Origin of the sequence: Veillonella parvula (genome assembly GCF_018378075.1) — a bacterium.
Lineage (GTDB): Bacteria > Bacillota > Negativicutes > Veillonellales > Veillonellaceae > Veillonella > Veillonella parvula_K.
Window position 1 is genome coordinate 195,105 of record NZ_JAGZYE010000002.1, and the last position, 21,593, is coordinate 216,697.

The 21,593-nt window shown below is 38.8% G+C and carries 18 protein-coding genes and 1 pseudogene; 14 read left to right on the top strand and 5 right to left on the bottom strand.

Annotation, left to right across the window (positions count from 1 at the left end; genetic code table 11):
- Window positions 1-69: 69 nt before the first annotated feature.
- Complete coding sequence (locus tag KH286_RS03645) at window positions 70-1,257, bottom strand: MalY/PatB family protein (protein ID WP_156697328.1); 1,188 nt, start codon at window positions 1,255-1,257, stop codon at window positions 70-72.
- A 439-nt stretch (window positions 1,258-1,696) separates the two neighbouring features.
- Here KH286_RS03645 and KH286_RS03650 point away from each other — a divergent pair, with 439 nt between their 5' ends.
- Together KH286_RS03650 and KH286_RS03655 are read left to right on the top strand one after the other, a co-directional pair.
- Window positions 1,697-3,049 carry an NAD(P)-dependent oxidoreductase gene (locus tag KH286_RS03650; RefSeq protein ID WP_004694624.1) on the top strand — a complete coding sequence of 451 codons (1,353 nt, stop codon included), beginning with the start codon at window positions 1,697-1,699 and terminating at the stop codon, window positions 3,047-3,049.
- Between the two features lie 479 nt (window positions 3,050-3,528).
- Window positions 3,529-3,804: a helix-turn-helix domain-containing protein gene (locus KH286_RS03655; protein ID WP_118091228.1), complete on the top strand. Its 276-nt coding sequence runs from the start codon at window positions 3,529-3,531 to the stop codon at window positions 3,802-3,804.
- On the opposite strand, the gene KH286_RS03660 is transcribed toward KH286_RS03655, so the two are convergent.
- On the bottom strand, window positions 3,782-4,459 hold the full coding sequence (locus KH286_RS03660) for a lactate utilization protein (protein WP_118091229.1): 678 nt from the start codon (window positions 4,457-4,459) through the stop codon (window positions 3,782-3,784). The two genes, KH286_RS03655 and KH286_RS03660, sit on opposite strands and share 23 nt — an antisense overlap.
- Before the next feature lie 345 nt (window positions 4,460-4,804).
- Between KH286_RS03660 and KH286_RS03665 the strand changes: the two genes are divergently transcribed.
- The 5 genes from KH286_RS03665 to KH286_RS03685 all read left to right on the top strand — a co-directional run bounded on the left by KH286_RS03665 (window position 4,805) and on the right by KH286_RS03685 (window position 9,643).
- Window positions 4,805-6,019, top strand: coding sequence for an ATP-binding protein (locus KH286_RS03665; protein ID WP_105087230.1), 1,215 nt, complete (start codon window positions 4,805-4,807; stop codon window positions 6,017-6,019).
- Between the two features lie 57 nt (window positions 6,020-6,076).
- Window positions 6,077-7,075 (top strand): phosphate acetyltransferase, encoded by a 999-nt coding sequence (pta, locus tag KH286_RS03670; protein WP_156697326.1) that lies wholly within the window; start codon window positions 6,077-6,079, stop codon window positions 7,073-7,075.
- Between the two features lie 263 nt (window positions 7,076-7,338).
- On the top strand, window positions 7,339-7,998 hold the full coding sequence (locus KH286_RS03675; protein WP_004694630.1) for a DUF542 domain-containing protein: 660 nt from the start codon (window positions 7,339-7,341) through the stop codon (window positions 7,996-7,998).
- A gap of 276 nt (window positions 7,999-8,274) precedes the next feature.
- The gene (locus tag KH286_RS03680) at window positions 8,275-9,069 is read left to right on the top strand and encodes a hypothetical protein (protein ID WP_156697325.1); all 795 of its coding nucleotides are present in this window, start codon (window positions 8,275-8,277) and stop codon (window positions 9,067-9,069) included.
- Window positions 9,070-9,100: 31 nt separating this feature from the next.
- A complete protein-coding gene (locus KH286_RS03685) occupies window positions 9,101-9,643 on the top strand; it encodes a glutathione peroxidase (RefSeq protein WP_004694635.1) in 543 nt (180 codons plus the stop codon).
- A gap of 173 nt (window positions 9,644-9,816) precedes the next feature.
- Here the strand turns inward: KH286_RS03685 and ygiD are convergent, their stop codons facing one another.
- A complete protein-coding gene (ygiD, locus tag KH286_RS03690) occupies window positions 9,817-10,611 on the bottom strand; it encodes a 4,5-DOPA dioxygenase extradiol (RefSeq protein WP_118091232.1) in 795 nt (264 codons plus the stop codon).
- Between the two features lie 440 nt (window positions 10,612-11,051).
- Between ygiD and KH286_RS03695 the strand changes: the two genes are divergently transcribed.
- The 4 genes from KH286_RS03695 to KH286_RS03710 all read left to right on the top strand — a co-directional run bounded on the left by KH286_RS03695 (window position 11,052) and on the right by KH286_RS03710 (window position 14,939).
- Window positions 11,052-11,408 carry a winged helix-turn-helix transcriptional regulator gene (locus KH286_RS03695; protein ID WP_004694640.1) on the top strand — a complete coding sequence of 119 codons (357 nt, stop codon included), beginning with the start codon at window positions 11,052-11,054 and terminating at the stop codon, window positions 11,406-11,408.
- A 188-nt stretch (window positions 11,409-11,596) separates the two neighbouring features.
- Window positions 11,597-12,298, top strand: a complete 702-nt coding sequence (locus KH286_RS03700) for an MBL fold metallo-hydrolase (RefSeq protein WP_105087228.1) — start codon at window positions 11,597-11,599, stop codon at window positions 12,296-12,298.
- A gap of 95 nt (window positions 12,299-12,393) precedes the next feature.
- Complete coding sequence (locus KH286_RS03705) at window positions 12,394-13,629, top strand: DUF445 family protein (protein ID WP_215676075.1); 1,236 nt, start codon at window positions 12,394-12,396, stop codon at window positions 13,627-13,629.
- The gene (locus tag KH286_RS03710) at window positions 13,626-14,939 is read left to right on the top strand and encodes a DUF445 domain-containing protein (protein WP_058948265.1); all 1,314 of its coding nucleotides are present in this window, start codon (window positions 13,626-13,628) and stop codon (window positions 14,937-14,939) included. The genes KH286_RS03705 and KH286_RS03710 overlap by 4 nt, the downstream gene beginning before the upstream one ends.
- A 167-nt stretch (window positions 14,940-15,106) precedes the next feature.
- Here the strand turns inward: KH286_RS03710 and KH286_RS03715 are convergent.
- Together KH286_RS03715 and KH286_RS03720 are read right to left on the bottom strand one after the other, a co-directional pair.
- Window positions 15,107-16,361: pseudogene (locus KH286_RS03715) on the bottom strand (HAMP domain-containing sensor histidine kinase).
- The gene (locus KH286_RS03720; RefSeq protein WP_004698139.1) at window positions 16,339-17,013 is read right to left on the bottom strand and encodes a response regulator transcription factor; all 675 of its coding nucleotides are present in this window, start codon (window positions 17,011-17,013) and stop codon (window positions 16,339-16,341) included. Before KH286_RS03720 ends, KH286_RS03715 begins: the two are co-directional and overlap by 23 nt.
- An 885-nt stretch (window positions 17,014-17,898) precedes the next feature.
- Between KH286_RS03720 and KH286_RS03725 the strand changes: the two genes are divergently transcribed.
- Genes KH286_RS03725 through KH286_RS03735 form a run of 3 tightly spaced genes read left to right on the top strand, consistent with a single transcriptional unit; the run spans window position 17,899 to window position 21,456 of the window.
- Complete coding sequence (locus KH286_RS03725; RefSeq protein WP_004694652.1) at window positions 17,899-19,617, top strand: FAD-binding protein; 1,719 nt, start codon at window positions 17,899-17,901, stop codon at window positions 19,615-19,617.
- A gap of 1 nt (window position 19,618) precedes the next feature.
- Window positions 19,619-20,581: a succinate dehydrogenase/fumarate reductase iron-sulfur subunit gene (locus KH286_RS03730; RefSeq protein ID WP_004698188.1), complete on the top strand. Its 963-nt coding sequence runs from the start codon at window positions 19,619-19,621 to the stop codon at window positions 20,579-20,581.
- Window positions 20,581-21,456 (top strand): CoB--CoM heterodisulfide reductase iron-sulfur subunit B family protein, encoded by an 876-nt coding sequence (locus tag KH286_RS03735; protein WP_004698224.1) that lies wholly within the window; start codon window positions 20,581-20,583, stop codon window positions 21,454-21,456. The genes KH286_RS03730 and KH286_RS03735 overlap by 1 nt, the downstream gene beginning before the upstream one ends.
- Window positions 21,457-21,593 lie beyond the last annotated feature (137 nt).

Sequence of the window (21,593 nt, forward strand, 5' to 3'; positions counted from 1 at the left end):
TATGTACTAAGGTTGTGTAGGGAAATAGTATGATTAGATAGGATTATTATGCTTAATATGACTGATATGTTAAATATTTCTAATAATGCTGTGAGTAGCGGCTTTTATATTTTCTAGGCTTGTAGCTAAGTTCAGACGTACAAAGGTTGCGTAGCTTTCACCTCCGAACCATTCGCCAAAGCTTGATGCGAGGCGGCATTTGTTTTCAAATAGGTCGTGCATATCTTCGGGCTTTACATAGGCACCAAAATCAATCCATGCTAAATAGGTGCCATCCATAGGGCTGATGCGGATTTTTGGTAATGCCGTACAAAGCTCTCGGCACAGATATTCATAGTTTTCACGAACGACGGCTAGTATATCTGTCAACCATGCTTCGGCCTCTGGGTGAGTGTAGGCTGCTGTGATGGCAGTTTCGGCAATAACGTCTGAGTCCGTATGGTATACATGAGCTTTATAGGCGTTGAATTGGCTTCGTAGCTTTTCATTAGGAATGATAACCTCTGCGTGGTGCAAGCTAGCCATATTGAACGATTTGGACAAGGAGGACATGGCAATCATGTTATCTGCATAGGCTCCGTTCTTTACGGTCAAGGCTGATGTAAAGGCTGTTGGGCCTGTAATAAGGTCTTGATGGATTTCGTCGCTTATGATGAACACATTGTGCTGTCGGCAGATGCTAAATAATCGGCCCATTTCCGCTTCAGTCCACACATGGCCGATAGGATTATGCGGATTGCAGTGAATGAACAGCTTCACATCGTGCTCGATAATTGCTATTTCAAAGGTCTCATAATCGACAGTATAGCGATTATCTTCGTTCCGTTTCATCGGAACTGCGATGATGTGACGTTGTGCATCGCTAGCGCTCGTATCAAAGGCGCCGTATACAGGACTTAGAACGGCGATGGAATCGTTTGGTTTTGTGAAAGCCCCAATACACCACATAATACCGGTAATGACATTGGGGGCGCTTGTAAGCCAATCTTCTTGAAGATTACAATGGTGACGGCGTTTATACCAGCTTATAACAGCATCTATATAATTTGGATTTATCATAGTATAACCTAACGGATTGGCTTTCACATAGTTACAGATGGCCTCTTGAATACACTGCGGTGGCATAAAGTCCATATCTGCAACCCATAATGGTAATAGGTCGGTGCGACTGAATTTTAAGTGCTGACCATCCCATTTTCGGGAATGAGAACCGCGGCGGTCTATATAGTATTTGCTAGTGAATTCTGCTGTGTTCATAAGAAACCTCATATAAGGATATACCTTGGCTTTTATATCTTTAATTCTTATATGTATGTATATATTCAATTACGAAATTGATATTTCTATTCCGTAAGGTGTATCTCTAATTCTTATTACTGTATATATTATCAGTATACATGCATCCTATTATATGTAAATGGACTTGTATAAAATCTATGCAATCCTTGCATGAATAGGGGCTATATTCGTATACAAAAGGTGCTATATTTGCTTGACTGTTGGGACTTTCACAATTTAGAATATACTATAGAATAGTGTGAGTCTGACCAGTGACCACACGTCTATCGAATGGTTACAAAAGATAAATGTTAGCAGCATGTGGCGGCGTCCCTATGTGAGAGGGCTCATCGGAATGCTTAGGTGCATGCAACGCTGTAAGTATAGTATACTGGATCCTTGTTAGGAGGCATGTGCCATGAGTAACGAATTAAAACCACTACATTTTGATGCGGATTATACGATGGAGGAAGCGCTCGCGGAGGCGAAACGTTGTCTAAATTGTCCAAAACCTTTATGCCGAATGGGCTGTCCTATTGAAAACGAAATACCTCGTTTCATCCAAGCTATCGCACGTGGTAATTTTGGTGAAGCTAATGATATCTTAGCGGAACGAACAAATTTACCGTCTATCTGCGGTCGCGTATGCCCACGAGAAAATCAATGCGAAGGCAACTGTATCATGAATAAGGCGAAAAAACCGCCTATTAACATCGGTAAATTGGAACGCTTCGCTGCTGACTTTGAAAGCATCAATGAACTTCGCAAACCTAAGAAGATTAAACAAGATCTTGGTAAGGTAGCGGTAGTAGGGTCTGGTCCTGCAGGTTTGTCCGTAGCAGGTGATGTGGCTAAACTCGGTTATGAAGTAACCGTATTTGAAGGTCAATCTGAACCAGGGGGCGTACTCTTATTTGGTATTCCGGAATTCCGCTTGTCTAAAGCCGTTGTACGTCGTGAGATCGCTCGTCTTGAAGGGTTAGGCGTTAAGTTCGTATGCAATACATTTATCGGCCAAGATAAAACTTTGGACGATCTCTTTGCTGAAGGATATGATTCTATCTTCATCGGTACTGGTACGCATATTCCTCAAGACGTGCGCATGGAAAACGATGAAGTACCTGGTGTATTCCAAGCAATGTACTTGTTGACGAATGTACAATTGGTAGAAAATGGGGAACTTGATGAAAATCAAATTCCTGTTAAAAAAGGTGACCGTGTTATCATCATCGGTGGTGGTAACGTAGCGATGGATGCGGCTCGTACATGCGTACGTTTAGGCTGCGAAGCGGTAACAGTAGCATATCGTCGTAGCCAAGAACAAATGCCAGCCTTGTTGTCTGAATACGAAGAAGCGCGCGCTGAAGGCGTTCAATTCCAATGGTTCGCTTCTCCAGTAGGCGTAGAAGGTACAGATAAGGTTGAAGGCTTCAAATATGAAGTGATGGCGCTTAACGAAGATGGTGCAGGTATCCACGGCACTGGTAATTTCCAAGTAATGCCTGTTGATAAAATCATTATCGCCGCAGGTCATAAACCAAATGCTCGTCTTGTAGGTGAAGGTAATAACTTAAAGGTAGATGAAAAAGGTTATATTATTACATCTGAAGATCCATATGGTATGACTAGTCGTGAAGGCGTGTTTGCAGGTGGTGACGTTGTTCATAAACCTGCTACCGTAGTATTGGCTATGCGTGAAGCTAAAAAAGCTGTTGATGGTATGGTTAAATACATGGAAATCAAAAAAGCACAAGAAAGCGCAAATCAATAATTTTATATAAATACATAGAAAGGACTATACAGTTCAGCTGTATAGTCCTTTTGTATTGTTAATAAACTTATTATTCCTAAATGTATTTTAACAATATTGCGTATTTACTATATATCGTATAGTCTTCTTGTAGTATTAATAGTGCTAAATAGCGCCAGGTAATTTTATAAATCAAGTGTATGCATAATGTATGAATACTGTATAAGAATTGCAATATATAGATAATACCTGTATTTTTGATTTACTATCTGTATTTTTAATGATAATAACTTTTATATATACTAAAATTCCACGAAATGATGAAATCCTACGCAATGAAATCTGCATAGCACAAAAGCCTTAACTAAAATGATTTACACATTAGTTTTTGTTAAGGCTTTTGTGTTATCGCTTTTCAACCACTACTAGGAAATGATTGAGTTCAGATTTATAGTAAAGGTATAAATATGTGTTGAGGGAGAAAGTAGATAGAGGTTGGTATGAATCCTATCGTATGTTGTCAAGATCTACAAGTTCGACAAGAAGTTCACAAGCTTGGTGTATTGATTTTACTTTGGCGCAGACAATTGGGAATGACTCAATATCAATTGGCAGATAAATCTGGTTTAGCCCAATCTTATATTAGTGACCTTGAAAGTGGTGCCGTAGATCCTCGGTGGTCCACAATTTACAGAGTCGTGTATGGACTAGGAGAGATGAATATACAAGATTTTTTGAATGGGCCGCAAAACATTAGAAGCCTAAAGATTCATTAATGATGATGACTTCCATGGATTGCATATTGCGCATCTTTTTATAGTAAATCGTTAATGCATTACATATGCGGTCGGGAGAACCACAGTCATAGCATTTTTCTTCTAATCTAGCACATGGATTGAGAGAGCTCTTTTTATTCTTTTTACTGTTGAGCGGAGCGGCTACATTGCGTGCACGATAGATGGCGGAAGCTAAATCCGGCGTAATTTTGTTGATGCCTAGCACAAAAAATACCTCTTGAGAGCCAAAGAGTGAGGCGGCAACACGATTACCCGTACCATCAATATTGACCATTTCCCCCGTTTGAGCAAGAGCATTTACAGAGGTGAGAAATACATCACGCCCCATGGTGCGCAATGCGGTGTCGCGGAAGCTTTCACCAGGAAGGGGACGTTGAATATCCGTTACATCTTCGTTGACTTCGGATAGGGCTTCATAAGCATTGAGTTTTAGTAACGTGCGAGAGTCCCCGATGGCTACATGTTTGTTTTGAATACGATCTTTTAAATAGGAAATAGCTTCAGTACCAGTTTCGAAATAATGGACTACAAAATTATTGCGTTCCAAGGCTTTAATTGTTTTCTCTATGTCTATAGGTGTGTCATTGTATTTTGGATGTATAACAGCGTTGATTGTTGTCTCTGTATTCGCCATAAGACCTCCTAAATGGGTGTATAAGGAATATAAATTGGCATTTGGCTATCCGTATTTTGTTTTTATTATTGTAGCGTATTATGTGTAAAGAGTTCAATTATTGGTATGTAGTTCATAGATAAACATTAATTGAAGTGCTGTATGTTTAAATTTAAAGTAAAACTTTAGGAATCTAATCCAATTTTATGCTTAAAATAATAAAAATTTGGAGTGAAATCCAACTTTATGATAAAATTAATATGAAGTTGGAATGGAATCCAAATTTATTAGGTAAGTGATATGATATCTGATATTACTAATACATGGGTTCCATCTATGAGAAGGTACATAGATGAGGAGGCCCTTATGAAGTTAATTCAGCGCCAAGGATATCTAGATTTTTTACGGCGTAATCGAGAGCGGCCTATTATTAAGGTCGTTTCAGGCATACGCCGTTGTGGTAAATCTACATTGTTTAGGCTGTTTAAAGATAAGTTATTGGCAGATAATGTGAAGCCTGAACAGATTATTTCCATTAATTTTGAAGAATTGGAATACGAGCATTTGCGAGATTACCATGCGTTGTATCAATATATTTTAGAACGTATGCAGCCTAATGAAACGAATTACATTTTTCTTGATGAAATTCAGCATGTAGATCAATTTCATCGTGTCGTAGATAGCTTGTTTGTAAAAGAGAACACAGATTTATATATTACGGGCTCCAATGCATACTTTATGTCTTCTGATATCGCCACATTATTGACTGGACGATATGTGGAAATTCAGATGTTGCCATTGTCCTTCAGTGAGTTTTACCATAGCAAGTATGAGGGTAATCAGTATTCTTTGATTCCTGCCTATGAGGCCTATCTTCGTGAAAGTTCCTTCCCTTATACTCAGCAATTAGGGGGCGAAGACTTTGATATTCAAGAATATTTACGTGGATTATATAATACTTTGTTATTGCATGATGTTGTGGCTCGATTGAAAATTAATGATGTCACAATTTTACAAGATATAGTGCGGTATATTATGGCGAATGTTGGTAGTTTACTTTCACCAAATAAAATAGCCAACTCTCTCGTTAGTGCAGGTCGAAAAATCGATAATAAAACTGTAGAACGGTATTTACAAGGATTACAGGATAGCTTGTTGTTATATAAGGTAAATCGCTATGACGTACGAGGTAAAGAATTACTACGTATCAATGCAAAGTATTATAGTGTTGATGTAACATTACGAAATTTGCTAGTGGGGAATGCGAGTCGTGATACAGGTCATATTCTAGAAAATATCGTTTTTCTAGAGCTCATTAGACGAGGATACACTGTATATGTAGGGCAACTTGCTAAGGGTGAAATAGATTTTGTAGCACAAAAAGGGGGGATTACCGAATATTATCAAGTTAGTGAGACCGTACTTGACTCTAATACTTTGAGCCAAGAACTAGCACCGCTTGAGGCGGTACAAGACCAATACTCTAAGTTTTTGCTCACCTTAGATGAACTAAATAAAAATGCCAACTACGACGGAATTCAACAACGAAATGTTTTAGAATGGTTGTTAGAGAGTCGTTAACTTGCTATAATAATAGTATTGATATGGCGTAAAGCCAATGTTAAGGAGGCAAAAATCGTGGATTTAATTCAAAAATTAAAAGACCAAGTAAAACCATTAGGTAAAAAAATCGTGTTGCCAGAATACAAAGATGAACGCGTATTGAAAGCAACTGAAATTATTTTGAAAGAAGGTTTTGTAACACCTGTACTCGTTGGTAATCCTGCTGAAATCGCTGAGGCTGTTAAAGCTGTTGGTGTATCCATCGAAGGTGCTGAAATCATCGATCCTGCTAACTACGATCGTTACCAAGAAATGGTTGATACATTCGTAGAATTGCGCGCTAAAAAAGGTATGACTCCTGAAAAAGCTGACGCAACTATGAAAGGCGATTGCTTGTTCTTCGGCGCTATGCTTGTTCGCCTTGGCGCAGTAGATGGCATGGTTGCTGGTTCCGCTTGCCCAACAGCAAACGTATTGCGCGCTGCATTGCAAGTTGTAGGTACTAAACCAGGTCTTAAAACTGTATCTTCTTCCATGTTCATGTTCACAAGCAAAAAAGAATATGGCGACGACGGTATGCTAGTATTCTCTGACTGCGGCGTATTGCCTAATCCAACTAGCGACCAATTGGCTGATATTGCAGAATCCACTGTAGAAAAAGCTCGCAAAGTTGTTGGTATGGCTGACCCTCGCGTATCCATGTTGTCCTTCTCCACAAAAGGTTCTGCTTCCACTCCAGAAGTAGATAAAGTGGTTGAAGCTGTTAACATTTTGAAAGAACGCAACGTTGATTTCAAATTTGACGGCGAATTACAATTGGACGCTTCCATCGTTCCTTCCGTAGCAGAAAAGAAAGCTCCTGGCTCCAACGTAGCTGGTAAAGCTAACATCTTGATCTTCCCTGATCTTCAAGCTGCTAACATTGGTTACAAATTGGTACAACGCTTCTCCGGCGCTGATGCTCTTGGCCCATTGATTCAAGGCTTGGCTAAACCAGTTCATGACCTTTCCCGTGGCTGCTCTGCTCAAGACGTTGTAGACGTTGCTGCTATCGCTGCTGTTGAAAGTATCTAATAGCTGCCTACACAATTATATATACACATATGTTATATATGTTTTGATATGCTGAAAGCTGGCTCTATAGGGTCAGCTTTTTGTATGTTCAATATATATCCATATATTTTTATATTCATTACTCTATATTATTTTCTACAGTATTATCATTATTGTCATGTTACTTTCAAATTCGTAGCCACTGCGACAGACAGAATCCATGGTTGGTCGTATAGTATAACTATAAGAAAATAGATCGGCGTAAACCATTGGAGGTGTATCTTATGAGTTTTGGAACTATTAATAAATCCATGACCGTAGCTGATGCGGTTAAAGTAAATCCAGAGTTAATGGATGTATTAGCAAAAGATGGAATTGATTTTTGTTGTGGTGGCGGACATCCTTTAGCGGAGGCTATTGCAGAAAAAGGTAAAGATGTGGATGCATACATTGCTATGCTAAATGATGTACAAGTTGCTCAGAAATCTTCTCGTGCAGAGGTGCTTAGCTATTCTAAAGACCAATTGATTGATTACATTGTTCATACCTATCATAGAGAACAATTAAATATGATTGATGAAATTGACCAAGGGTTGGCAAAACTGCTAAATGTACATTATGACCATCATGGTGAGGAATTGACAAAGATTTATCAAACCTTTTTGCAACTTAAATCTGCTCTTGTACCTCATTTCCGGCATGAAGAACATGTAGACTTCCCTGAGTTTAAAGCGGGTAAACCCGTAGACTTTGAAGAACTTCGTGCTGAACACGAAGCTGCAGGTGTACTTTTGGAATCCTTAAGTGCATTGACCAATCAGTACACGGCACCAGCAGATGGCTGTGCTACTTATGTGTATGTATTTAAGACCATGAAAGCCTTAGAAGAAGGCCTTCATGAACATATTTTCTTAGAAAATTCTGTTTTGTTTGACATGAAATAGATTATAATATCATCTGTATAACGACAAGGAGCTATTACAAAAGGGCTACTTGTATGTAGTAAAGACACCAATCGAATGGTTGGTGTCTTTTGTTATCTTGAGAATCATGAGTTTGTAGCTATAGTATGGCGGAAATACATCATTTGCATAAATTCATATAGAAGGTGTATGATTAAATTAGTTATATTTGATTAATATATTTAATCAATATATTGAGTAAATGCACTTGATATATACAGGTGTAGTTATGTTTGAAGTCGTGAAAAGGAGAGGGCTATGATTTCTGTATTCGACACAAATCCTGTTGTTTTTGAAAGTACGGATCGTACATTGACGGTTAGTTATAATGGTGTACTCTGCAAAGATGCAAATGGACAAGTTATAACTGACATTGATTTTGATGATGTAAATGAGCTTCATCTTACAAGATATTTAAATTCAAATAGTAACTATTCGATTATATTTAGAGACCACAATTGGAAAAATATAGAAGGCCAAGATTTAGATACAGACCGTAAGGAATCTAATGCTGGTCACAATATTCGTGAAACAAAAGCAATCATTGCTGCTTTTGCCCGAAATAAATTGACTGCGGACTTCCCTGCAAATTTAGACACTCTTCAATTGCCACTAGATTACTCCTATATGGGTAAACGAGAAATTACCATTAAAAATGGTGTTATCTCAAATGGTAAGGTAGATATTCCTATTAATGAAATTCGTCGCGTAGTATGTGCATCTAATGGTACAATTAGTAAATTGTTAATATATAAAGAAGAAAAACCTAGTTCCTTCTTTAAAAAGATTTTCGACAAATGTGATATGAAAATTACGTTGAATGCCATTACGTTGCCTTTGTTGGAAGCTATCGTAACACGTAATACCGGACATGGTATCGACTTCTCCCGCGGTAACGGTTTTGATCAAAAGGATTCCAATTATATTATCATTCGCTATCTTGATTCTGGATTCTTCCTTGAAAAAGATGGTACAGCAACAACAGAATGGCAAAAAACTGCGGCGGAAACAACGGCAAAATTTAATTATGATGTGAAAACATTATTAGTGTAATAAAGATTTTTAATTTAAATTAGGAGATTCCATGTCTGTATATCAATTTTCCCTGCCTACTAAGTCTGGTGAATTACAATCCTTACAAACTTATGAAGGTAAGGTTCTTATCATTGTTAACACGGCAAGCAAATGTGGATTTACTCACCAATATGAGGGTCTAGAGGCTCTTTATAAGCAATATAAAGAGCAAGGATTAGAAATTATTGCTGTTCCTTCCAATCAATTTGGAGAGGAAGAACCTGGTTCTAATAACGAAATCCAATCTTTCTGCAAATTGAATTACGGTGTTACTTTTACCGTTATGGGGAAAGCAGATGTACGCGATGAAAGTGCATTAGACCTTTTCAAATACATGATACGAGAACAACCATTCCAAGGCTTCCCACCTAGTGATAAAACTGAAATGCTTACAGATTATCTCAATGGTATCGATCCTAATTATTTAAAGGACGATGAGGTAAAGTGGAACTTCACTAAGTTTGTTATAGATCGTAAAGGTAATGTGGTAGGGCGCTTCGAGCCTGTTGTAAAACCGATGGAAATGGAAGCTTTCATTAAAAAACTCATTTAGTAGAGTCATTAGTATGGTAAAGAAAAGAACCGCTAGTTTTTGTAACTAGCGGTTCTTTTGTGTAAATAAATAAATACATATATATTTATTTATTTTTGTTTATACATAGTAATGTAAGGTTTTATGTGAATAGGAAATAAAATTTCCTAGGAGATTTTTGTATCTTTATGGGCTTAAAGTATGTTTTGAGGCTCATCCTCAAAGATAAATCCTGTCATCGATAGGGAACCCAAACTATAGGTTTGATTAAATACAGTCGGTTTTGTACTTTCACTAGCACCCATAATATAGATTAATGGCAGATAGTGATCTGGTGTAGGTGCAGCATAGCTAGCCTGAGGATGTCGAGTGTAATTAACAATAGCATCTATATCGTTTTTTAAGACGGCCTTAGAAATATATTGGTCAAACTCAATTGTGGCAGAGGTGCCGGATGGATTATCCCATTCTATGCGTCTTAGATTATGAACGATATTACCACTGCCCATGATAAGATAGCCTTCATCGCGTAATGACTGAAGCTTTGTTCCTAGTTGATAGGCTTCTTTTGGGCTTAGGTATTTATTGATAGATAGTTGGACAACGGGAATCGATGCATCAGGAAACATGTGAACTAATACGGTCCACATGCCGTGATCGATGCCCCAAGTGTCATTTATAGAAACGGAGTTACCCAGTAATTTTTGTACTTCTTTCGTTAAATTGCTGTCACCTTTTGCAGGATATACAACTTCGTAGAGTTCTTGCGGAAATCCATACATATCGTAAATTTGTTTTGGATTCTCTGTGCTTTGAACATAGGTGCCATCTGCATACCAATGAGCAGAGATGGCGAGTATGGCTTTTGGTTTGCCATAGTTGTTGATTATATTTTGTCCTATACGGTTGAAAGTATTTGTTGTTTCTGTATGTTCTAAAGCCATCATAGGGCTGCCGTGACCGACGAATAGTGTAGGCATGCGTTTCATAATATCACCTAATCCTTCAATTGATAATGTGTAATCTGTTTAATGCTGTAAAATTGATACAATTGTTTAGCTATAAATGTTGATGATTAAATCTAATAGTTATTGATTCACCAACCGATAATTGTATTTAGTTAGTGAGTTTATTATATATTGGTGCAAATATTTTGAATAGTAGAATTATTTGAGATAGGTACTATCAAATATGATAGAATTGTGATATTTACTGATTAAAAATTTTTCAAAAATTTTTGTACCCTAAAAAATGATACTATAAAATACTTGCAATTCTAAAAAATTGTGATATGATTTGAACTACATTAAGTGGAAATATTTCTAATACCGAAATAGAAATTGTAGTGTAGCTATAAAGAGTAGCTTAGTTATAGATGTTAATTTTGTTATAACAAGCTACTTAAGCTAGATATATAAGGAGAATGACAATGGCAGAGCAACTTGTAAATGTTCATGATTTAGTGGGGCGGTGTCCTTTTGCAACGAGCCAAAAGTTATTGGCTGGTAAATGGTCTTTGTTGATTATGCATGAATTATCTGAAGGTCCTGTGCGCTTCCGTGAACTAGAGCGGAGATTACATCCAATTACACAAGCTACACTTACAAGAGCGTTGCGCCAAATGGAAGATGACGGCCTTGTACATCGTGAAGTATATGGAACCATTCCACCAAAGGTTGAATATAGCCTTACCGAAGTGGGAGCTGGTTTTAAAACTGTATTAGCTTCCCTTGAAAACTGGGGTAACCAATATATCGACTATATGAAAGCCGCTGGCCGCATCTAAGAAATGCCAGCGGCATTTCTGCCCTTATTATGATACATATGGGGCACTATATATTTGATAAGACTTTAAAAAAGTCCTTTATATGTGTCATGAATAGCCATTTGTTTATGCCATGTATTTAGAAAAATATGGTATAATAAAAAATACGAATGATATAAATTCTCAATAAATTAGAGGTATTGATAATAATGTTACATGTTACTTTTTTAGCGCATAGCGGATTTCTCGTAGAGGATGGTAAGCGTTGCTATGTGTTTGATTATTATAAGGATCCTAATAATATTGTTTGGCAGTTGGCTAAACGAGGTCGTGAACTTTGGTTCTTCGTAAGTCACACTCATGGAGATCACTTTAACCCATCCATTACGGAGTTTGATGGTCCTCAAACGCGCTATATTTGTCATCAAGATGTGCCGTTAGAGGGCAAGGTAAAAAAATGTATTACCATGCGCCCTGGCCAAGATGCACTATTAGATGATGTAGGCATCCATATGTATGGCAGCACCGATGAAGGTGGCTCTTTTTACATAAAGACAAATACGGCGAATATCGACTCTGACTCTATCTTCCATGCAGGAGACCTTAACTGGTGGCATTGGCTTGGTGATACGCCAGAAAACAATGCGGATGCAAAGCGTATGGCTTGGCGTGAGTTCAAGGAATTAGAGGGCTTGTCCGTAGATGTAGCGATGTTCCCTGTAGACAATCGTTTGGAAGACGCTATGGAATGGGGCAGTATTGAATTTTTGCGCCGTGTACAGGTGAATAAAGCCTTTATTCCAATGCATTTGAATGGTCCATTATGGACACCGTCTGTGTACTTTAAAGCTCTCTTTGGGGAGGTGTCGATTTGGGAACCTCAAAAAGATGGCGATGAGGCTACATTTTAGATTGTAGATATAAGTGTGAAAGTCCGTAGACCTCGAGGTCACTACGTTATATAGGAACAGTCTATATGCGTAATTGAGTAAGTTAGGATCAAGTGATGATGAAAACTAAACCAGTGGCAACCACCCTGTTGGTTGTCATGGCTATTATATTTTTAATTTCATATCCGCAGCGACATGATACATTTTGGGCCTTTATCATGCATATCTCTGGGGCAGCTATGATAGGCGGCCTCGCGGACTGGTATGCAGTAACGGCTCTCTTTACGAAGCCTTTAGGCATTCCTTTCAAAACGGCAATCTTGCCGCGCAGTAAGGAACGATTAATTCAGATAGGCCGCACTATGCTCAGCGAAGAGCTATTGCGCGTGCCACAGATGTATTATGCTATCAAAAAAGAACGTGTTATGGTCCGTATCGTTGAATACGGCATGAGCGATGTGGGACAAGTTCAAATTCGAAATCTCTTGTACGGTGTGGGCAATCAAGTTTTATCTCATATGGATATTGAACCGATGCGCCAAGAGATTAATAAGGCCATTTATAAGGGGGTTACAAACTGGAAAGCAACACCCCTTGTTATTCTCTTTGGTCGTTGTATGCTAGAACGTCACACAGCAAGCGTGTTTTGGCTTTATTTTAACCGCACATGTCAGCGTGTTATCGCATCAAATCAGGTATATCCCTATTTGTATCGCGTCATGCTAGACATTATGAAAACTTATACAAAGGATTCTTTCTTTCGCGAATTGGCCATCGCCTTTGGTGGAGATGGACTTTCACCAGAACGATTGGTAGAAACGGTACAGAAAAAAGCCGTTCAATTCTTGAAGGAAAATGAATCTATTGACTCTGCATTGGGGCGCTATGTATGGGGCCAAGCCATTCGCTTTTTTAATAATTTGGAAACTAATACAGAGTGGCAAGCTTTCATCGAAGAACATAAAAATCAGTGGATTAGAATGGTTCTTGAAGAATGGGAAGGCAAACTTATCGATGGGGATACATTGGACTGGAAACGCCTCATGGACATCGTTATGGAGCGCTTTAATGTTCTCGGCACCGAAATTTTGTTGAATCCAGACAAGCAGGCGCCGTTTGAGCGGTTCTTCTTGTTGCGTAGTATTCCGTGGTTGCAGAAATTGAACCCCCTCATCGACAGTGTGGTAGGTCAGGAATTATCTCGTTACTCGCCTGATGAAATCACTCAAATTGTGCGCGGCAAAATGTACTATGACCTTCAAATGGTGCGTATTAATGGTTCCCTTATAGGGGCTGTCCTTGGGGGCACCTTATACGGTTTGACCCTCATTGTAGAGGGGGTGCTCAAATGATTAGTTATTTGAAATCCCTTACCTTGAAACAGCGTGCTAATGGCATTTTAGGCTTGACTGCCGTATTGTATTGTTTTGCTTTTGTAGGACAATTTTTCTTTGGCTATGAAAGTTGGTATCAACCGTTGTACTGGGCTGTTCAATCTGCCCTCATCGGCAGTGTGGCCGACTGGTTTGCTGTAACAGCATTATTCCGTAAGCCACTAGGTTTCCCATATCATACAGCGCTAATTCCTCGAAATAAAGATCGCCTCATTAATGGCGTTATTAAACTTGTAGAGACGAAGATGCTTACCAAGGAGCGTTGTAAAGTATTATTAAAAAATGTGCAATTTGTGCCATTGTTTGAGAAGTTCTTGTTGTCTCCTGAGGGGCAACGAGCAGCACGCCTTGTGATTCATCAAGGACTACACCTTTTATGGAAATCTCAAACTAATGAAGAATGGGCACAATGGGGGGCAAAACGCATTCGTGGATTGCTTCAACAACATTCTCTCGTGCCCGTTTTGAAACACGTATTACTCGATTTATGTGAGCATAATCGCTATGAAAGTATGGTTGTGCAAGTTCTAAACGTGATTCAAGAACGGATTAATCATCCGGCTATGGTTACCTGGCTTACCGCTGTCGTAGCAGAAGAGGCACATAAGAAAAAGCGAAAAGGCTTCTGGTCTGATTTCCTTATTTCTATGTCCGAAGCTACCGATGTAGTAAACTATCAAGAAATGGCAGAGGCTATTGTACAAGAGGCCTATGCGATGCTGGAAAGCTGGAAGCGGCCCAATAGCCCCGAACGAACTGCTTGGTTGCGACAATGGGTAGAACCAATTCGTAATATTGAAGAGAATCATGAAGTCTGCGATGCTCTTAATGAAGCGTGGGAACGTTGGATTCGCGAACAAGACTGGGAATCTGTTATCGAAAATCATTTATGCCCTTATATAGAAGAACTATTGCTCGTAGGGGATGAAAACGGAGAAACTCCGGCTCAGGTTTTAGTTAATATTGCTCTTGAATTATGGAATGTATACGGCCAATCAGAAGATCTTAGAAATCGTATTGAAAAAACCTTACACGATATTGGCGACTATGTACTTGAACAAGGGTATGACCTCATTGAAACTATCATACGTCAAGTATTAGGTGGCCTCAGTACAGATAAATTTATTTACTTTATTGAATCTAAGGTGGAGGACGATCTCAGCTGGATCCGCATTAATGGTGCTATCGTTGGTGCTGTAGCGGGTCTGCTTGTATGGACCTTCTTAGAATATGTATATATGCCGTTTTGGCAACAATTTGTAGGCTAAAGTTAATTATCTATAATAAGTTGCTTTAAAATTAAATACACAAAAACTAGCATATAGAAGGAGCTTCTATATGCTAGTTTTTTATGGTTTAATTAATTCTACATTATGGGCTTTTGGATTAAAATTGATATAGAAAAGGGACTGACCATTGGTCAGTCCCTTTTATGTTATTCTTCCCTTGTATTGTACGGCAATCGCACGGTAAATGTAGTTTTTACTTGGGGTTCACTCGTGGCCGTTACTGTACCATGGTGTAAGTTAATAACTTTATTTACAAAGTAGAGGCCTAAACCTATACCGTGATTAGATTTTTTATTTCGCGATTGTTCCGTTTGATACATACGATCCCAAATATGATCTAGAGCTTCAGGTTCGATGCCAATACCATTATCTGTTACGGTAATGACTAAGTCTCTGCCTACGAGTTTAGCCGAAATATCAATAGTAGAGTTTGTAAACTTAATGGCATTGTCCACTAGGTTTGTGATAGCTCGACGTAATGATACTTCGTGAGCATTCATATGTAAATTAGGCTCAATATGAGATGTAATCGTAATCTGTTTATCTGTATTTTCTGTACAGAGTCTTGTATAGTCGTGGACCATATTGGAGAGCAAATTCACTTTCTGCTTTAATAACGGCAATTGGTGTACGTAGCTCGTGAGATACGTCAGAACTAAACTGTCTTTCACGATTGGAAGAATCCTCAAGACCTGAAATCATACGGTTAAATGTTGTAGTTAGTTCGTAGATTTCATCTCTCGCTGTGCGAGCCGGAATGTCGATACGACGGCTCAAGTCGTTGTTCTTACCGATGACTTTAGCTGTTTTCGTCAAGGTTCGGACCGGTTTAAGTCCTTTTTTGATGAAAAGATAACCGCCTAGGGAGGAAATTAGTAAGAAAATGATATTCCCTAACAGTAAGCTGTATAAAAGGTTTTCCGTCTTTTTAGAGGCTGTTTTTACTTTTGTAACAGCACGCAAAATACCACGATAGTTCGGTTCGTTGACCGGAGTATCGTAGTAGTAGAAGGTATCATCACCAGCAGCAATTTCACCAACTTGGCCTAAGGAAAGGATTGTTTGGTTTGGAAACCCATCTGGCAAGGCGCCTTTAATAATATAGCCGTCTTGAGTTGATACAAAGAAGAATGTATTATCTTGGTACGGTTTAAACTTGCGGATATCCGTAGCCATAATCATCGCTTGTTGTTGTAAGCGTTCGCGCACTTCTTTGTTATCGGATTCATGTGTATATGCGTAAATCCATGCGGATGCAACCATCAAAATGATAAGCAAAAAGATGGTATACCAAGACATAATTTTAAAGGTTAGGGGCAGCCGATTAAATAAATCGGTGGCTGCCCCAGACATGGTATCTAGATCTCGGTGAGGATCATTAGTTTTCTGTTTTGAGGACATACCCTACTCCACGAACCGTTTGAATGAGTTTTACATTCTCATCAGTATCAATTTTCTTGCGCAAATCTTTAATGTATACGTCGATAAGGTTAGAGTAGCTTTCATAATCGTATTCCCAAACATGGTCAAGGATTTGTTGACGAGATAATACGATATTTTCGTTACTTGCTAAATAGAATAATAGGTCGAATTCTTTTGCAGTCAATGTAATTGTTTCGCCGTCGCGTTTAACAGTACGTTGAGGAACATTGATGGTAAGTGGACCTACATGGATATCGTTTTGTGCATGACGCGCATTACGACGAGCCAATGCATAAATACGAGCGGTTAACTCTTCAAGATCGAAAGGCTTTACAAGATAATCATCTGCACCAGTGTTAAGGCCTGTAACTTTATCTTGTAAGGAATCCTTTGCTGTTAAAAGCAATACAGGTGTTGTATTACCGTCGTTACGCATTTGTGCAAGAGCACTGATACCATCGAGGATTGGCATCATAATATCCATTACGATAACGTCATAGCTAGATGTGTTAACGTAATCGATCGCTTGTTGCCCATTGAAGCATGTATCAACTGTCATATTTTCTGCACGTAAATATTTAGCCGTGATACCATTCAGCATTTCTTCGTCTTCTACAAGTAAAATTTTCATTCTCTGTTCTCCTTATGTATGATTTAAAAATATAGCTCTCCAACTACATTAATTATAGTCATTATATATATATAAACTTTCTTTTTTTGAAAGCCACAACACCATATAAGGTGACTATATATATAATATTATATAACTTATTTATCTATTATCATACCTTATACAATGGTAATGAGCAAAAGATGAATGTACATGCGAGTTTACAAGACGTTTCTTCATCTTTGAAAGCCTTAAAAATGGTGAAAGACTGAAACTTAATGAATTCTGCTAATGAATAAAATCTAACTATATCGAAGATTGCCGTATGCGCATAGATGAGGGTGATTTTATCGATTTTAGATGATGTGCGATAAATCACTAAAAAAACTTATGATAATTATTATCACAGAAATAAATGCTTGTTATGAAGGGAGAAATACGATAATTTTCGATGATTAAATTCGAGGTAAATTTAGTAGGAATTTAATGGATATTAATTATTAGGAATGGTTAGCAATAATTAAAAAGCTAGTGTTTATGCGAATTCTATAGATACCAAAGGAAATAAAAACATAGAAAAATTTCGGAACCGAACTACTTTCGTAAAATCCTTAACTTCTTGTAAAAATTATTCATATAGGTAATTTTTTGACTCCTTTTTTTACCTTAAAAATGCTAAGTGAAATAAATTATCAATTAGATTAATCAAAATTAATTATGCATAATAGGGTTTAGACATGACCTGAAATGCTCTCTATAATTATAGGTAAAGAAATAAGAAAAATCGCATAAGTATGGGGTTTTTCTTGAAAGAAAAATGATTAGGTTATCAAAAATTTTTATAAGTTTTTGAAATGAGATAGTCTAACAGGTTTCTTATTAATAGGTAGTTATGAGGAGGTCATTATGGAACAGTTTGATGTTCTAGTAGTAGGTAGCGGTGGCGCCGGCATGCGTGCGGCTCTTGAAGTAGGTCGTCGCAAAGGCTTAAAAGTAGCTCTTATTACTAAAATTTTCCCAACTCGCTCTGCAACAGCAATGGCGCAAGGCGGTGTAAATGCATGTTTGAACAACGTTGCAGCTGAAGATACAGTTGAAACTCATACTTTCGATACTGTAAAAGGTTCTGACTATCTTGGCGACCAAGATGCAATCGAATTCTTCTGCTCTCGTTGTCCAGAAGGCGTACTTGAAATGGACCACATGGGTGCTCCATTCTCCCGTACTGAAGAGAATAAAATTGCGCAACGTAACTTCGGTGGTCAATCCTATCCACGTACTTGCTACTCTGCGGATAAAACTGGTCACGTTATTTTGCACACAACTTACGAACAATGCTTGAAAGAAGGCGTACACTTCTTACAAGAATGGTATCTTTTAGATCTTGTTAAATCTGCAGAAGGTCACGTTGGTGGCGCTGTTGTGTGGAACATGAAAGAAGGTCGCGTAGAACAAATTAAAGCGAAAGCTATTATCTTGTCTACTGGTGGTGCAGGCCGTATCTTCTGGACTCGTACTACAAACCCATTCCTTTCCACAGGCGATGGTATGGCAGCAGCATTCCGCGCTGGTAACGGCTTGAAAGATATGGAAATGATCCAATTCCATCCAACTGGTCTTGGTCGTACTGGTATCTTGATGTCCGAAGCGGTTCGTGGTGAAGGTGGTTACCTTCTTAACGCTGAAGGCGAACGTTTCATGAAAAAATATGCGCCTAACAAAATGGAATTGGCATCTCGTGACGTTGTAGCGAAAGCGATCGAAGATGAAATCGCTGCAGGTCGTGGTTTCGGTTCTGGCCTTAACGCATATGTAGTAGCTGACCTTCGTCACTTGGGCCCTGAAGTTATTATCGAAAAACTTCATGGTATCCGCGACTTAGCTATGTGCTTCGAACATTGCGATCCATTGACTCAACCGGTACCTATTCGTCCTACATGTCACTATACAATGGGTGGTATCGACGTAGTGGATTACAAAACTTGTGCATGTGAATTGCCTGGTTTGTTCGCTTCTGGCGAAGCATCTTGTATCTCCATCCACGGTGCGAACCGCTTGGGTGGTAACTCCTTGGCAGACGGTGTAGTATTCGGTAAGGTATCCGGTGCTGGCGCAGCTGATTATGCTGAAACACATGAACAACCTAACGTAGATGCGGAACTTGCTGCAGCTGCAAAAGCTTGGGAAGCTCGTTTCACAGAAGTAACATCCCGTGAAGGCGGTCGTCCGGTTGTAGAAATCCGCGATGCATTGGCTGATGCAATGTGGAATAAAGTAGGTATCTTCCGTAATGAAGAAGGTATTACTGAAGCCTTAAAAGAAATCGAACAATTGATTGAAGATTATAAAACTTGCTATGTAGGTGACCCTGAACGTACTTACAATATGGCATTCGTAAACTATTGTGAAATCGGCTCCATGTTAACAGTAGCAAAAGCTATTGCTATGGGCGCTTTACACCGCCGTGAATCTCGTGGTGCTCATATTCGTGAAGACCATCCTAAACGTAATGATGAAAAATACTTAAAACATTCTTTGATCAAATTAGGTGCTGACGGTCAATACGAATTAACAGAACGCGACGTAGTGTTCACTAAATACGAACCACAAGAAAGGAAGTACTAAGATGAGACAAATCACCTACCATATTCACCGTTACCAACAAGGTCGCGCGTTTGTACAGACTTTCAAATTTGATTACGAACCTGACCGTACAATCCTCTGGGGCCTTCAAAAAATTAAAGATACACAGGATCCAACATTGACATTCTTGGCAGCTTGCCGTTCCGCAGTTTGCGGCGCTTGCTCCATTCGTGTAAACGGCGAAGCGATGCTCGGCTGTGAATCTAAAATCGATGAATTAACAGAACGTTATGGCACAGACGAATTGACAATCGCTCCAATCGGCAACTTCCGTGTTATCCGTGACTTGGTTGTTGACTGGGAATCCAAAGTTGATCGCTTGAAAACAGTTGCTCCTTGGATTTTCCTTAAAGCTGAATTCAACGAAGGGGACAAAATCGTTCGCCAAACTCCAGCTGACTTCAAAAAATTCGTTGCTGGTACAGAATGTATTCTTTGCGGTTGCTGCGCATCTGAATGTAACAAATTGACTGCACGTCAAGATGACTTCTTAGAACCATATGTATTCACAAAAGCTAACCGTTTCGTATTGGATAGCCGTGATGATGCACCTATGGCTCACATTCAACCTGCATTCGACAATGGCCTTTGGAAATGTGTTCATTGCATGAACTGTATCTCCCGTTGCCCTAAACACTTAAAACCTGCTCAAGATATTTCCAACTTGCGTAAAGAAGCTACAAAAGCTGGTCTTACTAACAGCAAAGGCGTTCGCCATGCAGTTGCTTTCAAAGAGGACCTTTACAAAACTGGTCGCTTGAAAGAAGTTTCTATGAGCTTGAAATCTGATGGTGTTGTTGATTCCGCTAAACAAGCATTCTATGCTTTACGTTTGTGGAAACACAGCAAAATCAATCCATTCGAACTTGTAGTACCTCAAAAACCTGTAAACGGTATTGATGGTGTTCGCAGACTTATGAAAGCAGCTGAGGAGGTAAGCAAATAATGAAATACGCATTTTTCCCAGGTTGCGTTCTTGAAAGCGCTGCCAAAGAAGACTACTTAGCAACAGTTGCTGTAGCTAAAAAATTAGGCATCGAGTTGGAAGAACTTGACGGCTGGACTTGCTGTGGTGCGTCCCACGTTCAAGATATCGCTCCAGAAGTTACACTTGCTACAAATGCACGTAATATTGCATTAGCAGAAGAAAAAGGTTTGAACCTTTTAACTGTATGTAATACTTGTACTTTGATGCTTCGTGAAGCTAAAAATGAACTTGATGCAAACGAAAAAGAAAAGAACGAAGTTAATAAAAAATTAGCTCAAATCGGTAAACAATACCGCGGTACAACTGATATTACTCATTTCTTATGGGTATTGATCCGCGATTACGGTTTGGATAAATTGAAAGCTAAAGTTGTTAAACCTTTAACTGGTTTACGTGTAGCTGAATACTATGGCTGCCATATTCTTCGCCCTCAAACTGAATTGGGCTTCGAAGATTATCAAATGCCTACATCCTTAGCAGATTTAATCTCCGCTATCGGTGCTACACCAATCGACTTCTCTCGTAAACTTGATTGCTGCGGTTTCCATGCTGTATACCCTGCACATGATTCCGTAATGCAAATGACTGGCTCCATCAATAAAGATGCAGCTACAGAAGGCGCAGATTGCGTAGTTACTCCTTGCCCACTTTGCCAAATGCAACTTGATATGTTCCAAAAAGAAGCAAAAGAAGTTGTTGGCGGTGGCAAAGATATGCCAATCTTGCATATGTCCCAATTAGTGGGTCTTGCTCTTGGCATTTCCCCTGCTGAAATGGGCATGCCTAAACGTCACTTAACTGACACTGCAGCAGTGACAAAATTCGTAGGTTAATTCGTTTGATTTAGACATGATCAGAGTTGGTCTATATAGTAGTCTAAATCTAAACCTATTATCATAATTACCAGAAGAACCCCCTAGCATAGGCTAGGGGGTTTTTCTTTTCTATAAATGGAATTTCAGTAATGTTA